The organism is Nocardioides sp. Z40_12 (genome assembly GCF_058215795.1).
Map to the genome: position 1 here is coordinate 158,783 of NZ_JBZAJA010000005.1, position 15,084 is coordinate 173,866.

The window sequence follows — 15,084 nt, forward strand, 5'->3', positions numbered from 1 at the left end:
GAGCGGGCTATCCCGCCATCCCACCAGTCAATCGTCAAGTGTGACTAGACGGTGACCGTCTAATCATCCCAGACTTTGGGCGTAGTGATGGGCGAACGTCACGCCCGAGTCCGTGCCTCCAGGCAAGACAGAGCGGACACTGAGACGACAGAGGCGGGAACGATGACTGACTCAAAAGACGAGAGCGAGCCGAGACTCTTTGACGTGATAGTCGAGCGCGATGGAGGTAGTTGGCACGTCCGTGTCCCTGACGTCAACGGTTATGCCCCAACTAGGACCCTACGAGGTGCTTCCGCGGTGGCCCGCGACCTGATCACACACGTGACTGGACGGGCAGGCAACAGTTTTGGACTGAGACTCGAATGGGTCCTGCCAAGCGAGGTCCAGGCTCACCTCGACGCCGCTCAGCGTCTGCGATACGAACAAGAGCGGGTGACCAATGCCGCCGCGAGCGAAGTTCGATTGGCCGCGAGGGGGATGGCCGCTGCTGGGATGTCCATGCGGGACATCGGCACCGTGTTAGGCGTCTCGCACCAACGTGCGCACCAGTACCTCGCCGCGCAACCAGACGGAGGCTAGTCGGCACGGTGGTTTTGGGCAGGCCCATTCGGACATGGCGCCATGAGGGCGGTCCCCACGAGCACGTCAGGCTGCGAGGGCAGCTGGTTGACGCCGCCCTCGCTCCCGGGACAAATGGCGCAAGGTCGTGGCGATGCAGGCGACCTGCAACCAGCCCGTTGCCGAGGCGGTCGTGTTCTCGAACGACTTCGCCAGCCGGCGGGAGCGTCCGAGGCGGCCGTGGGCGACCTCGACACGCCAGGCGTGCCGGATGGGGCGGAAGATCGGCTGCTTGTCGTCCCACCCGACGCGGCGGACCTCGACATCGTGCTCCCGGCCGAGGTCCCGCGCGGCGGCCGCAGTGACCCCGCGGTCCACCAGGACGAGCTCGAGTCGGTCGGTGAGGCGCTGCTGGGTCAGGTGCTCCAACACGAGGTCGCTGGCGCGGTTCTCGTGGGTGGAAGCGGGCACGACCAGGGCGGCCACTGGAAGGCCGGTGACATCGACGGCCACGACACGCTTGGCGCCGTTGGTGCGGCCGTAGGGCCCACCTCGGTCGTGGAACGTGAACCCGCCATTCGAGGCACCACGGGCAAGTGGGTGTCGATGACGACCATCGACGGCGTCCCCTCCGCCCTTCCGTCCTCTCGGCGCGCGACCGCGTGCAAGACCGTCAACGCCTGCGCCCACGTACCGTTGCGCGACCAACGACGGAACTGCGACCAGACCCGGGTCCAGGGACCGAACGACTCCGGGAGGTAGCGCCACTGACAACCAGTCTGGGCGATGTACAGCATCGCGTCCACAACGCTCCGCAGGTCATCGGCGTGCCTGCGGCCGCGCTTGCCCGGCGCGTTGAAGACCGGCTCCAGCAGGTCCCACTGCTCATCGGTCAGATCACTTGGATACGGCATGCCCCGCACGGTGCCTTCGCAACACACCCAGCCAATAGGGACACACCCAGTCAGGCCAGCGCGGGCAGCACCTTCTCGCCGAAGGTCTGCACGAAGGCGGCCTGGTTGGGGCCGACGTTGTGCACGAAGACCCGGTCGTAGCCGAGGTCGAGGTAGGTGCGGATCTCGGCCACGTGGTCGGCCGGGTCGGCGCTCACCGGGAGGCGGCCCTCGAAGTCCTCGGGCCGCACCAGCCGGGCGATCTGCTCCACCACGTGCGGGGAGCGCAGGTCGCCGCGGGCGAACCGCATCGCGGCCATCGGGTAGCGCTCGGCGACGTGCCGCACCGCCTCCTCGCGGGTCGTGGCCCAGCTGAGGTTGAGGTGGAGCCACGCCGGCATCGTGGCCGGGTCCTTGCCGCCCTCCCGGGCCCCCTCGCGGAACCGCTCGAGCAGCAGGCCCGCCTGCTGCGGGCGCACCGCGACCGCCAGCAGCCCGTCGGCGCTGCGGCCGGCCCGGCGGGCGGTCTGCGGCCCGCTGGTGGCCACCAGCACCGCCGGCGCCTGCTCCGGCATGGTCCACAGCCGGGAGTTCTCCATCTGGAAGTGGACCCCGTCGTAGCGGACCTCGCGACCGGCCAGCGAGCCGGCGTAGAGCCGCTTGACCAGCTCGACGGCCTCGAAGAGCCGAGCGACGCGCTGGGGCGCCTCGGGCCAGTAGCCGCCGACGACGTGCTCGTGCAGCGCCTCCCCCACCCCGAGCGAGATCCAGTGGCGACCGGGGTGCAGGGCCGCCAGCGTCGCCGACGCCTGGGCCAGGGCGGCCGGGTGCATCCGCCCCCCGGAGGCGGCCATGCCCACCCCGAAGTCGCCGGTGGTGTGCTCGGCCAGCGCCCCGAGCAGCGTCCAGGCGTGCGGCGCCTGCCCGAGGCTGGGCAGCCAGGGCTGGAACGTGTCGGCGGCCATGGTGCCGGAGAAGCCCGCGTGCTCGGCGAGCACGCTGAGCTCGACCGCCTCCCGGGGGGTCACCGCGTCGACCGGTACGACGTACCCGACGCGTCCCTGCGCCCGTGCCTGCACGCTGCCTCCCCGCCTCGACGCCCCCGCCGGGCCACAGTCTAGGTTCCGGTTAGGCCGGGGCGGAGGCGTGCACCTGCCGGGAGAAGGCGATCAGCGGGCGGCCGGTCCGCGGATGGGCCACCACGTCGGCCACCACGCCGTAGGTCGCGGCGATCAGCTCGGGGGTGAGCACGTCGCCGACCGCGCCGACGGCCCGCACCCGCCCCTGGGCCACCACGACGACGTGGTCGCAGTGCGCCGCGGCCAGGTTGAGGTCGTGGAGGGCGGCCATCACGGTGATGCCGGTCCCGGCGATCTCGCGCAGCAGCGCGAGCGTGTCGAGCTGGGCGCGGACGTCGAGGTGGTTGGTGGGCTCGTCGAGGAGCAGCAGCCGGGGCTCCTGGGCGAGCGCCCGGGCGAGCTGGATCCGCTGCTGCTCGCCTCCCGAGAGCGTCGCCAGCGACCGGTCGGCGAGGTGCTCGGCGCCGACCCGGGCCAGGGCGGCGTCGACGACCGCCGCGTCGCCGGCGGCCACCGCCCAGGGCGACTCGTGCGGGATCCGCCCCAGCGCGACGACCTGCCGGACGGTCAGCGAGAACTCCGCGCGGGCGTCCTGCTCGACCAGCGCCACCACCCGGGCCCGCTCCCGGCGGCGCAGGGCCAGCAGGTCGACCCCGTCGAGGACGACGCGCGCGGGCAGGTCGCCCCTGGCCGTCCCGGGCAGCCGGTCGGAGGCGGCGGTGCCGGCCACCAGCCGCAGCAGGCTCGACTTCCCGGCACCGTTGGGCCCCACCAGGGCGACCAACCCGCCGCCGGGCACCGCGAAGGAGGCGTCCTCGAGCAGCACCTGGCGACCGACGACCCGCGACAGCCCCTGGACGCCGAGGACACCGGGGCCGCCGGGGCCGCCGGGAGGGGTCGACGCGCTGCCGCTCATGCCCGCCCCCGGTGGGAGAGCAGGACCATCACGAAGACCGGCGCCCCGACCAGCACGGTGATGATGCCGACCGGCACCTCGCGCGGGTCGAAGAGGGTGCGCGCGAGGGTGTCGACCCAGACCATGAAGATGGCGCCGGTCAGCACGCTGAGCGGCAGCAGCCGCCGGTGGCGGGAGCCGACCACCAGCCGGACGGCGTTGGGCAGGACGAGCCCGACGAAGCCGATGGCGCCGCTGACCGAGACCATCGCGCCGGTGAGCAGCGCGGAGCCGGCGAGCAGCAGCCAGCGGGTCCGGCCGGTATCGATGCCGAGCGCGGCCGCGGCGGTGTCGCCGAAGGCGAAGGCGTCGAGCACCCGGCCCTGCAGCACCACGGGGACCCCGATGAGGAGCAGCACCACCCAGGCGATGGTCACCGCCGTCCAGTCGGCGCCGGCGAGCGACCCGAGCATCCAGTTGAGCACCTCGCGGAAGGAGTCGCCGTCGGCGTTCCAGAAGACCAGCATCGAGGTGACCGCCCCGGCGAACGAGGAGACCGCGAGCCCGGCGAGCACGGTCCGGCTCGGGGTGATCTCGCCCAGCGAGCGGGCCAGGCCGAGGGTGGCGGCCAGCGCGGTCAGCGCCCCCACGAAGGCGGCGAGCGGAAGCATCACCGAGAGCCCCAGCAGCAGCACCAGCACGGCGCCGGTGGAGGCGCCCGAGGAGAGACCCAGCAGGAAGGGGTCGGCCAGCGGGTTGCGGGTCAGGGCCTGCATCACCGCGCCGCTGAGCGCCAGCCCCGCCCCCACGGCGGCGGCGGTCAGCACCCGGGGCAGCCGGAGCTCCCAGACGATGCCGGCCCGCAGAGCGGTGACGTCGGTGTCGCCCAGGCCGAGGGCGCCGAGCCCGAGGCGCTGCGCGATCACCCCCCACACCTCGCGCACGCCGAGGTCGGCGGGGCCGATGGTGACCGTCCAGCTGATCGAGCCCGCCAGCACGACGAGGAGCACCGGCAGCCAGAGCAGCCACGGCTCCGGCCTGCGGCGCCGGCGGGCGGGGGCGACCGGGGCGGGGGCACCCCCGGCCCGGCGCGCCTGCAGGGCGAGCGTCACGGCGCCTGCCCCCCTTCGGCCAGCAGCCCGAGATCGTCGAGCTGCCGGGCCAGCTCGGTGGCGGCGGGCACCGAGCGGACGCCGGCCTCCGCGGCGGGGAACGACACGGTGAGGTAGCGCCGATGCCGGACGGCGGTGAGCCCGCGGGTGGCGGCGTCCGACTCCAGCTCCGCGATCTTGTCCGCGGCCCGGTTCCACTCGGCGTCGACCAGGACGAGCACGTCGGGGTCGGCGTCGACGATCGACTCCCAGCCCAGCGAGGTCCACGTCTGGTCGACGTCGGCCACCACGTTCTCCAGGCCGACCGCCTCCATCACCATCTGGGGGGCGCCGATGCCGCCGCCCACGAAGGGGGTGTCGGTGCCCGAGGACCACCACAGCGCGGTGGTGCCCTCCTGCGCCCGGGGCACCTGCGCGAGCTCGGCACGCTGCTCGGCGACCAGCTCGGCCGCAGCGTCGGGCACCCCGAGGATCCGGCCCATCTCCTCGAACTGCTCGAAGAGCAGGTCGTAGGTCATCGGGTCGGGCCGGTGCTCGGGCGCCGTGCAGGCCGCCGGGGCGACGTAGGTGTCGACCCCCAGCCGGGCGAGGCTCTCCCGCTCGCCGGCGGTGTCCCCGGCGAGGTTGCTCTCCCAGCCGGCCAGCACCAGGTCGGGCTCCTGCTCGAGCACCACCTCCTGGCTGGGGGCCTGGTCGGAGAGGGTGGTGATCGAGGCGGCCTCGTCGGCCCACTGCTCGGGCACCGGCCCGTCCTGGAAGGCGTGCGCGACGATCCGCTCCCCCACGCCCAGGGCGAGGAGGAGCTCGGTCGAGGTGGACTTGATGGTCACGACGCGCTGCGGCGCGCTCTCGAAGGTCACCTCGGTGCCGCAGTTGTCGACGACCACCGGGTAGCCGGACGCCGCGTCGGCCCCCGGCTGGTCGTCGGGCTGGTCGTCCTGGCCGCAGCCGGCCAGGGCGAGGACGAGGACGACGGGAGCGAGGCGCGCGGCGAGCTGCCGTGGGCGACGGGACATGTGGGAGGGCCTCCGGATCCGGGCGTGACAGGGGACGGCCGCGGGCAGTCACCGCGGGCGATCCGTCGCCCCAATCCGGGTCCGACTCCCCGGCCTGGACAGACGGCCGAGTGATCGAGGACACCTTAACCCGTGCGGCCGCCCGTGCCCGGAGGAGGGCGGGCGAGGGCGCGGTCAGTCCCGCACGTGGGCCACGACGTCGCCCACCGGCGCCCGGGAGGTGCGGAACCGGTTGGCGGGGTGGTCGGCGTCGACGTACCCGAGGGAGACCGCGCAGACGACCAGCCGGTCCTCGGGCAGGTCGAGGAAGTCGCGCACCTTCTCGGAATACATGGCGATCGCGGCCTGCGCCACCGAGGCCAGCCCCAGCGAGGTGGCGGCGTTGGTCAACGTGGCGACGTAGCCGCCGCAGTCGATGGCGCCGTAGGTGCCCTGCTCGCGGTCGGTGGTGATCACGGCGACGTGCGGGGCGCCGAAGAAGGTGTAGTTGAGCAGCGCCTGGGCCCCCCGGGCGAGCTTGTCGTCGCGGGCCACCCCGACGGCCTCGTAGAGCGCGAAGCCGGACTCGCGGCGGCGCGCGGCGTAGACGCCGGAGTAGCCGCCGGGCATCTCCAGGTCGGGGCTCTGCGGCTGGGAGAGCACGTGGTCGGTCAGCTCGGTGGAGAACCGCTTGATCGCGGGCCCGGAGACCAGGTGCACCTGCCAGGGCTGGGTGTTGCACCACGACGGGGTGTGCTGGGCCAGCGCGAAGAGGCGGCCGAGGACCTCCTCGGGCACCTCCTCGCCACGGAAGGCGCGGCAGCTGTGGCGGGCGGCGAGGACGTCGGCGAACTCCATGCCGCCGATCCTCTCAGGCGGGCCCCCAACGCCCGGTCCGGCGCTCAGTTAGGCGTTCAGTTAGGCGCTCAGTTAGGCGCTCAGTTAGGCGCTCGGTCAGGCGCTCAGTTAGGCGCTCGGTCAGGCGCTCGGTCAGGCGCTCGGTCAGGCGCTCGGTCAGGCGCTCAGTCCGGTGTCATCCCGCGCATGCCGCGCTCCACGAACACGTCGGCGCGCTCGTAGTCGGTGGCGCTGGAGCGCAGCAGCTCGGCGACCGCGGCGACGGCGGCCGCGCCCGAGCGGGAGCTGTCGGCGGCGGCTCCGACCAACCGGACCACCGTCCTGGCGGTGGGGCCCGCCCCCGGCACCTCGCCGAGCAGGTGGGCGGGCACCCGGACGCCGTCGAGCTCGGCCCCGATCGCCTTCAGGTCACCGGCGGGTGGGCCGTGCTCGGCGGCGGCGGTGCGCAGCGTCTCGGGCTCGACCTCGAACTCCTCCCCGGCACCGCCCAGGCCGAGCTCGGAGAGCGGCGTCCGCGTCATGTAGGGGTTGCCCCACAGCTCCTGGTCCTCCTTCCACCAGAGCATGCCGGTGCTCTTGTTGGCGTGGTCGAACTCCTCGGCACCCGACTCGTAGGTCACGATCAGCTCGCCGTCCACCTCGACGACGCCCTGGGACATGCTCGGCAGCGGGTACGGGTCGCCGTAGGAGCCGTCGAAGTCGCCGACGTAGAGCTGGCTGTTCCCCTCGTGCCGGCCGTAGGAGGAGCTGTAGACGATCTCGTCGTCACGGACCACGACGCCCTGGACGTTGGGCGGGGTGTCGATCGAGTCCACCTTCACCCACTCGCCGCCGGACCTCTCATAGACGTAGAGCTTGTCCTGCTCGTGGTGGCCGAGGTAGAGACGGCCGTCCTTCATCGCCGAGTAGGAGCCGCCGGAGACCCCGTCCTGGATCGACGAGGCCGGCACGGTCTCGCCGTCCTTGGCGCTTCGGATCGCCTTCATCGAGTAGGTGAAGAGCTTGCCGTTGTCGGCGACGTAGACCTTGTCGCCGTCGACACTCACCCCACCGGCGTGCTTGGGCTGGTCGCCGTCGCGCGGGATCCCGTTGGGGTCCAGCGGTCCCCCGAGCTTGACCGAGCCCGTCTCCTGCCCGGTCACCTCGTCGATGACGGACAGGTAGGACTCCAGCCCTTTCCCGTCGGGCCCCTTGATGTAGTAGCCCTGCATCAGGGTCCCGGTCTCCGGGTCGTAGCCGAGGCCCTGCGGGATCCAGCCCCGGGAGTCGCCGTTTGCCCCGATGTTCGGGATCCGGGGTCCGAGGCTGCTGTCGTTGCCCTCCAGCCACTCCTGGTTCTTCGCCAGCCCGTCCTTGACCCACTCCCGGGTCTCCTCGTCGAGCTCGTCGAGGCTCACCTCGTCGCCGGTCAGCACCGCCCGGATGGCGGCGAGCTGCTGGTTGTAGGACTTCCCGACGTCGATCAGACGCGCGTTGACCAGCCGGGCGAAGAGCTCCTCGACGACCGGCGGCCAGCCGGCGGGCCGGTTGCGCCAGCAGCCGATGTAGTGATCGGCGTTCGTCTCGGCGGTCTCGTAGGCGCGGATCGCCGCGTCCAGGGCCCAGCGGGCGCGGGCGACCGCGGAGCGGGTCACCGACAGGCCCCGCTGCAGGCCGTTGGCGCGGAGCAGGTACGAGGACGCCGCCGGCCCGGACCACACCGGGACCTCCTGGGCCTGGGTGAGGTCCTCGTCGACGCCGGCGATGTCGTGGATCACGCCTTCCAGCGTGGCGAGCCTGGTCCGCAGGGCGGCGGCGTCGCCCGAGACGATCCTGCGGTACTCGATCTCCGGGTTGGTCATCCGTCCACTCCTCCCAGGTCGACGGCCGCGAACTCCGTCGCGCCGGCGGGCAGCACGATCCTGCGGCCGGTGGAGTCCGGCCACGTCGTGCACGACCCCGACGGCACGAGGCACGACATCAGCGTCGCCGTGTCGCCGGGCGCCATCCGCTTCCCCGTGCCGGGACCGGTGACGACCATGCCGACCACGGTCTCCTGGTCGGCCCACCAGGAGAGCCACCAGCGCGGCTCGTCGACGGAGAGGGCGACCTCCTCACCCGCGCGGCCGACCACCCGGTCCGGTCCGGCGTCGGGCTTCTCGATCGACCAGCGCCCGTCGGGGCTGACCAGCGCGTCACCTCCCCCGCGCACGTCGTCCTCGCCCGCCGGGCGTCCCTCCCCGGTGGCGAGGTCGTAGACGAAGTCCCCCTCGCGGGCGGCCACGTGGACCTCGTCGTCGGTGATCCCCCAGACCTGGACCTCCGCCTCGAGCAGCTGGTGGACCGGGTCCTCGGCCTCGGGCTCCATGCCGTCGGCGGAGGTCAGTGCCTCCCCGCCGGCCAGGTCGAAGATCCGCAGCGCGGCCTCACCCGTGTCGTAGTCGGCCTCGAGGACGACGAGGGTGTCACCGTCCGGCGAGGCCGCCAGGGCGTCGTCCGCGACCTCGAGGCCGGTGTCGACCGGCTCCCCGCCGGGGGCGACGAAGAACAGGTCGCCGCCGGAGAACTGCAGGGCGTCGTCCTCACCCTCGCCGGGGACGAAGAAGACCCCGTCCCCGGCGACGACGAAGGCCCGCACCGGGTCGCCGGTCTCGACGGTGGTGCCGTCGCCCAGGGTGACGACCGAGCCGGTCGCCCAGGCGAACCCCCCGGTCTCCACCGGGTCGGTGCTGGTCCGCCATGGGGCGTCAGGGCCGTCGGCGGCTCCGCCGTCCTCCCCGCAGCCGCCCAGCGCCAGGACCAGCGCGAGGACCAGTGCCGGCGCGTCGGCACGCGCCCGCAGACGCGTGCCGCGCGACCTCCCCCGTGTGTTCACCCCCGCACGATCCCACCGCGGGGGCCACCTCAAACCTCAGCGCGCCGGTGGGCCCCCGGTCAGCCCCCGCGACCCGGTAGCCAGAGCACGATCTCGGGGAAGACCGTGAGCACCCCGACCGCCCCGAGCATGATCAGCACGTAGGGGAACGCGCCCCGGAAGATCACCCCGAGCGGCTCCTTCGACACCCCTTGCAGGATGAAGAGGTTGACCCCGACCGGCGGTGTGATCAGCCCGATCTCGATCAGGATCACCATCACGATGGCGAACCAGACCAGGTCCACCTCGTAGAGCTGGAGCAGCGGGAAGAGGATCGGCATGGTCAGCAGCATCATCGAGATGCCTTCCATGAAGAGCCCCAGGAAGAGGAAGAGCACGTAGACCAGGAGCAGGAAGACGGTCTTGTTGGGCGCCAGGTCGGTGATCACCGAGGCCAGCTCCCGCGCACCACCGGTGATCGCCAGGGCGTAGGAGAGCATGTGCGCCCCCACGATGATCAGCATGATCATCGCGGTCACCTCGGCGGTGCGGCGCAGGATCTCCCAGAGCCTGGCGAACGAGAGCTTGCGCATCGCGGCGGCGATGAGGAGCGCTCCCACGGCGCCGAGCGCGGAGGCCTCGGTCACCGTGACGTAGCCCGCGTAGATCCCGCCCAGGACCACCACGATCAGGACGCCGAGCGGCACCAGGTCGCGCAGCGCCGCGAGGCGGTCGCTCCGGGTGACCTCGACGGCCTCGGCGGCCGGATCGACGGGGATCGGGTTGCGGCGGTGCGCCAACGCGACATGGACCATGAAGGCGGCGAGCATCAGCAGGCCGGGCACGATGGCCGCCGCGAAGAGGTCGACGACCGAGACGGAGACCAGCGCGGCGTAGAGGATCAGCGGGATGCTGGGCGGGATGAGGATGCCGAGCGTGCCGCCCCCGGCCAGCGACCCGACGCTGAGTCGCGTGGAGTAGTTGCGCCGGCGCAGCTCGGGGTAGGCCACCTCGGAGATCGTCGCGGCGGTGGCGACGCTGTTGCCCGCGATGGCGCTGAAGACGCCCGACGCCACGATGTTGGTCTGCAGGAGACCGCCCGGGGCCTTGTCCAGCCACAGCGCCAGGGCGCGGTAGAAGTCTGCGCTGATGCCCGTGCGGAGCACCACCTGCCCCATCAGCAGGAAGAGGGGGACGGCGGTCAGGACCGGGTTGTCGATGCCGTTCCACGCCGCGTAGGCGAAGCCGCCGAACGGCGCACCGCCCTCGTGGCTGAGCACCGCGAGGAAGGCGGCGAGGCCGAGGGCCGCACCCACCCACACCCCGGCGAGCAGCAGGATCAGGGTCGCCGCCAGCAGGACGACGGTCGCGAGGCTCACAGGACCTCCTCCACGTCGGTGGCCGGGTGCTCGTTGCGGACGAACTGGCCGACGGCCACGAGCGTCTGACGGACCGTCTCCAGCGCCAGCACCGCGAAGCCGATGACGGTGAAGGACTGGACGATCCACAGGGGCGTCCGGGCGATGGTGACCGAGACCGTCCCGTTGTCGTAGGAGTTCAGGGCGAGCTCACCGAGGTGGTAGCCCAGGACGCAGGTGAAGACCAGCAGCGCGAGGCAGGAGACGACCTGGAGCGCGGCCTCGGGTCGCGGTCCGAACCGCTTGCCCAGCCACTGGAGCAGGATGGTCAGCCGGACGTGCTGGCCGGAGCGCAGCGCCCCGGCCAGCCCGAGGAACGACAAGATGACCAGCCCGTAGGCGCTGTACTCGTCGGCGACGAGCGTGGAGCGGCCCCAGAACGTGCGGTAGGCGATCTCCACCACCATGATCCCGAGCACGCCGACCAGGGCCAGCGCGGCCAGCGTGTCGGCGGCGCGGCCGACCAGGTCCACCCCGCGACCGGCCCACCCGTCCGGACCGGCCGGCCGGGTCGGCCCGGCCGGCTCCCCCCGGGGCGGCGGCGCCGCAGCCGCGGCGTCCAGGTCGGTCATCTCAGTTCTCGCCGAGGGCGGCTCGGATGTCGGCGAGCAGCGCTTCGGCGTCCGGGCCGCGGTCCGCGGCCCACTCGTCGTACTTCGGGCTGAGGGCGTCGACGATCTGGGCGAGCTCCGCCTCGTCGGGCTCGACGATGTTGGTCCCGGCGTCCTCGACCGCCTGCCAGAACTCGTCCTCGCCGGAGCCGATCTGCACCTCCATCAGCCGCTCGGTGGCGCTGGCGCCGGCGGTGCGCAGGATCTCCTGGTCCTCGGCGCTGAGGTCCTTCCAGATGTCGGCGCGGATCCCGAAGAAGTCGTAGATGTAGCCGGCGTCGGTCTTGACCACCGACTTGGCGAGCTCGGGCAGGCTCGACCCGACGGCGTGGGAGACCGACGTCCAGGCGCCCTCGATCACGCCGCGCTGGATGGAGGAGTTGACCTCGGCGGCCGGCATCGTCACCGGCTCCATCCCCATCTCGGTGCTGGCCGTGGAGAAGGAGGTGTTGAAGACCCGCACCTTGGCACCCTCGGCGTCGCCGATGGTGGAGACGGACTCGTCGGCCAGCCACAGCTCCTGCGGCGGCCAGACGTACTCGCCGAGCCGGACCATGTTGTGCTTCTGCTCCAGGACCGGGTCGAAGTGCTCGTTGATCACCGGGCGGACCGCCTCGAGGTCCTCCTCGCTGCCGAGCAGGAAGGGGAAGCTCGGCACGTCGAAGAGCGGCTCGTCGCCGCCGACGGAGCCCGTGGTGGCGAGGGTGGCGTCCATCAGGTTGGAGCGCATCGTGTCCAGCGCCTCGTCCTGGGTGTACGGGACCTCGCCGGCGGGGCGGAGGACGAACGTGAGGCGACCGTCGGTCTTCTCCTCGACCTCGTCGGCGAAGGCCTGGAGCTCGAGGTTGACCGGGTGGTCGAGCCCGACGTGGGTATACATGTCGAAGCTCTGCTCGCCGCTGGCGTCGTCGGAGCCGCCACAGGCGGCGACACCTCCCAGGACCATGGCGGTGAGGAGACCGAGGACGGGGCGCTTGGCGATCATGCGGAAGACTCCGATGTGAGTGAGATAACAAACCTTTAATGATTCTTATCATGCGCATAGTCCTTTGACCAGGAGTTCTCGTGCCCGTCTCACGCGATCCGATCCCCGGCGAGCCCCCGCGTGACGACCTCGGTGTCGCGGTCGCCCGGCCGCCGGTCGTACGCCGGGTGGTCAGCCTGGTCCCCTCCCTCACCGAGGCGATGGCCTCGGTCGACGCCGACGCCCTGGTCGGCGTCACCGACTGGTGCCCCGACCCCGAGGGGCTCACCGCCACCCGGGTCCGGGGCACCAAGAACCCCGACACGAAGGCGATCGTCGCCCTCGCGCCCGACCTGGTCGTGGCCAACAAGGAGGAGAACCGCGAGCTCGACGTGCGCCGGCTCCGCGACGCCGGGGTGAGCGTGTGGGTGACCGAGATCGAGACCGTGCCGCAGGCCATCAGGTCGATGGAGCGGCTCTTCGACGTCGCGCTGGGCTGGCCGCGTCCGCGGTGGCTCGCCGAGGCCCGCGACCTGTGGTGCGGCGACCCGCTGCCGCCCCGGGCCCGCACGGTGGCCGCGATCTGGCGGGACCCGTGGATGGCGGTCGGTCGCGACACCTTCACCGGCGACCTGCTGGCCCGCGCGGGGCTGCCCAACGTCCTGGCCGGGCACGCGGACCGCTACCCCACGCTGCCCGTCGAGGAGCTCGACGCCGCCGGCGCCGACCTGGTGCTGCTCCCCGACGAGCCCTACGCCTTCTCCGCCGACGACGGCCCGGAGGCGTTCGGCCGCACCCCCACCGAGCTCGTCGAGGGGCGCCTGCTCACCTGGTACGGGCCGTCGCTGGTCGAGGCGCACGCGGTGCTGTCCCGGATCGCGGCGACCCGCCCCGGCCGGGAGGCCTGACTCCGCTAGCGTGCCCCGCACCGCCACGGCCGTTCCAGGGGGGAGACGCCATGCTGCGAGACCGCCCTCGGCCGTCTCGGCTGTCAGGCCGGTCCTGGCCGCGCTGGCTCCCCCGTCCGCGCCTGGCCGCCCTGAGTCACCGCGCCGTCCTGGTGCTCGGGGTGCTGCTCGTCGCGGCGGGTGGGGCGGGCGCCGTGGCCCACGGCCCCGACGACACCCTGATGCTCGGCGAGCAGACACAGTCGGCGGCCACCGCCGGCCTGCCGTCGGTGGTCCGCCCTGTGTCGACCGCGCTGGGCGGCGCGACGCTGGTGGTCCGGGCGCAGGCGCCGGGCGGCGTCTTCCTGGGGGCCGCCGACCGCCTCGACGTCAGCGACCTCGTCGAGGGCGTGCGGCACGTCCAGGTCGACTCCCTCGGGTTGCGCGAGGGGTCCTTCACCGAGGGCGTGCCGGCGCTGCTGCGACCCGAGCGCCTGGTCGGCTGGCGCGAGCGCGCCGAGGGCGGCGGGGTCCAGGAGGTCCAGATCGACCTGCACGGCCGGCCGATCGACCTGCTGGCCGTGCCGACGCGGCCCGGCGAGGCGGTCACCATGTCGTTCGGCGTGCACGTGTCGGGGATCTTCACCAAGACGCTGCTGAATGTGGCCCTGGGCCTGGGCCTGATCGTCGCGTGGGTGGTGGCCGGGCTCAGCCGCCGTCGCGTCGCCGTCGCCCCGCCGGCCCAGGGAGTCGCCGGGGAGCTCGCCGGTGAACCTGCCGGGGCTCCGCAGGAGCCGCCGGTCGCCCAGCCGGTCCCTGCTCCGGCTCCTGAGCCCGTCCCCGCACCGGCTCCTGCGCCCGTCCCTGCGCCCGTCCCTGAACCGGTCCCTGAACCGGTCCCTGCGCCGGCCAGGCCGGTGCCGGTCCGTCCCCCCGCTCGCCCCGGCTTCGGCGTGGGGGTGGCGGTCGGCGCGGCCACGCTCGTCCTGGGCTGGTGGGCGCGGCGGCGACGCCGGCGTACGACGTTCCTGCTGCTGCTGGCACTCCTGCTCAGCGGCTGCGGCCTGGCCGCCGGCGACGACCAGTCCGGCGAGAAGCCCGGCTTGGAGCCGGCCGCGGTCGCCGAGGCGCTCGACGACTACGCCGTGCGGCGGACCCGGGCGGCGCGCCGCTCGCGCGCTCCCCGCTCCGACGACACCTCCTGGCCCCTGGCGCAGGCCGGGCCCCTGCTGGCCGCCTCCGAGTGGCGCACCGCCGTCCAGCGCCTCACCGGCGAGGAGCCCCGGGTGCGCCCGCCCGTCCTGATCGGGGAGCAGGTGCACGCCCCGCTCTTCCGCGACTACCCGCTGTGGGCCGCGGTGGTGGTCAAGGAGAAGGGCGTGGGCCGGTCGCTGGTGGTCTTCACCCGTGACGCCTTCGTCGAGCCCTGGCGGGCCACCGCCGCCGTCGACGTCGCCCGCGACACGGTCCCGGAGCCGCAGCCGGAGCCCCGCGACCTGTCCGGCTCGGCGCTCGAGGAGGCCGCGGCCACCAGCGACCTGATCGGTGGCTGGTGGCAGGAGGGCACCGCCGGCGGCCTGGTCGTCGACCGCGCGACCAGCCGACTGCGCGAAGAGCTCGTCCCGGGCTTCCTGCCCCCGACGATCGTGGAGTGGCCGGAGCCGAGCGAGCAGAGCCACGTGGTCGAGGTCCGTGGCGGCCACCGGATCCTGGTCACCGTCCACCAGCTCACCTTCGGCAGCGAGACCCACGCGCTGACCACGCTGGCGCTGCTGCGCACCGGCGCCCACCCGCAGGTGCTGGCCACCACCGCCCTGCGGATCAGGGGCTGGGCCGACCTGCTGTGACCCCGCCGGCGGCGGTGTCGTCTCGCCTGTGGACAGCGGCCCCGGCCTCCGCGCGGGACCGCTAGCGTGCTGGTGTCACGGTCGGGGAGGCCGCGACTCTCGGTACTCATGGGGGGGACCACCACGTCATGCGA

13 protein-coding genes and 1 pseudogene are annotated in these 15,084 nt (G+C 73.1%); 2 read left to right on the forward strand and 12 right to left on the reverse strand.

The features are described from left to right. Positions 1-645: 645 nt before the first annotated feature. The 12 genes and pseudogenes from AC4BG9_RS11400 to AC4BG9_RS11455 all read right to left on the reverse strand — a co-directional run bounded on the left by AC4BG9_RS11400 (position 646) and on the right by AC4BG9_RS11455 (position 12,237). Complete coding sequence (locus AC4BG9_RS11400) at positions 646-1,326, reverse strand: transposase (protein WP_490571217.1); 681 nt, start codon at positions 1,324-1,326, stop codon at positions 646-648. Further along, positions 1,251-1,472 (reverse strand): annotated as a pseudogene (locus tag AC4BG9_RS11405) (transposase); the annotation flags it as partial. The pseudogene AC4BG9_RS11405 and the gene AC4BG9_RS11400, both read right to left, overlap by 76 nt. A 50-nt stretch (positions 1,473-1,522) precedes the next feature. Continuing rightward, positions 1,523-2,530 carry a TIGR03557 family F420-dependent LLM class oxidoreductase gene (locus AC4BG9_RS11410; RefSeq protein ID WP_490571218.1) on the reverse strand — a complete coding sequence of 336 codons (1,008 nt, stop codon included), beginning with the start codon at positions 2,528-2,530 and terminating at the stop codon, positions 1,523-1,525. A gap of 49 nt (positions 2,531-2,579) precedes the next feature. After that, positions 2,580-3,446 (reverse strand): ABC transporter ATP-binding protein, encoded by an 867-nt coding sequence (locus AC4BG9_RS11415; protein ID WP_490571219.1) that lies wholly within the window; start codon positions 3,444-3,446, stop codon positions 2,580-2,582. Beyond that, the gene (locus AC4BG9_RS11420) at positions 3,443-4,537 is read right to left on the reverse strand and encodes a putative F420-0 ABC transporter permease subunit (RefSeq protein WP_490571220.1); all 1,095 of its coding nucleotides are present in this window, start codon (positions 4,535-4,537) and stop codon (positions 3,443-3,445) included. Before AC4BG9_RS11420 ends, AC4BG9_RS11415 begins: the two co-directional genes overlap by 4 nt. Further along, positions 4,534-5,553 (reverse strand): putative F420-0 ABC transporter substrate-binding protein, encoded by a 1,020-nt coding sequence (locus tag AC4BG9_RS11425; protein ID WP_490571221.1) that lies wholly within the window; start codon positions 5,551-5,553, stop codon positions 4,534-4,536. The genes AC4BG9_RS11420 and AC4BG9_RS11425 overlap by 4 nt, the downstream gene beginning before the upstream one ends. Before the next feature lie 174 nt (positions 5,554-5,727). Next, positions 5,728-6,390: a nitroreductase gene (locus AC4BG9_RS11430; protein WP_490571222.1), complete on the reverse strand. Its 663-nt coding sequence runs from the start codon at positions 6,388-6,390 to the stop codon at positions 5,728-5,730. A gap of 164 nt (positions 6,391-6,554) precedes the next feature. Beyond that, on the reverse strand, positions 6,555-8,231 hold the full coding sequence (locus AC4BG9_RS11435; RefSeq protein ID WP_490571223.1) for a WXG100 family type VII secretion target: 1,677 nt from the start codon (positions 8,229-8,231) through the stop codon (positions 6,555-6,557). Continuing rightward, on the reverse strand, positions 8,228-9,244 hold the full coding sequence (locus tag AC4BG9_RS11440; protein WP_490571224.1) for a hypothetical protein: 1,017 nt from the start codon (positions 9,242-9,244) through the stop codon (positions 8,228-8,230). The genes AC4BG9_RS11435 and AC4BG9_RS11440 overlap by 4 nt, the downstream gene beginning before the upstream one ends. A 59-nt stretch (positions 9,245-9,303) precedes the next feature. Then, positions 9,304-10,602 (reverse strand): TRAP transporter large permease, encoded by a 1,299-nt coding sequence (locus tag AC4BG9_RS11445; RefSeq protein ID WP_490571225.1) that lies wholly within the window; start codon positions 10,600-10,602, stop codon positions 9,304-9,306. Continuing rightward, complete coding sequence (locus AC4BG9_RS11450; RefSeq protein WP_490571226.1) at positions 10,599-11,213, reverse strand: TRAP transporter small permease; 615 nt, start codon at positions 11,211-11,213, stop codon at positions 10,599-10,601. The genes AC4BG9_RS11445 and AC4BG9_RS11450 overlap by 4 nt, the downstream gene beginning before the upstream one ends. A 1-nt stretch (position 11,214) precedes the next feature. Continuing rightward, entirely contained in the window at positions 11,215-12,237 is a 1,023-nt protein-coding gene (locus AC4BG9_RS11455; protein WP_490571227.1) for a TRAP transporter substrate-binding protein, read from the reverse strand. A gap of 80 nt (positions 12,238-12,317) precedes the next feature. Between AC4BG9_RS11455 and AC4BG9_RS11460 the strand changes: the two genes are divergently transcribed. Together AC4BG9_RS11460 and AC4BG9_RS11465 are read left to right on the forward strand one after the other, a co-directional pair. Then, positions 12,318-13,124, forward strand: coding sequence for a helical backbone metal receptor (locus AC4BG9_RS11460; protein WP_490571228.1), 807 nt, complete (start codon positions 12,318-12,320; stop codon positions 13,122-13,124). A 50-nt stretch (positions 13,125-13,174) separates the two neighbouring features. Continuing rightward, positions 13,175-14,950, forward strand: coding sequence for a hypothetical protein (locus AC4BG9_RS11465; protein ID WP_490571229.1), 1,776 nt, complete (start codon positions 13,175-13,177; stop codon positions 14,948-14,950). Positions 14,951-15,084 lie beyond the last annotated feature (134 nt).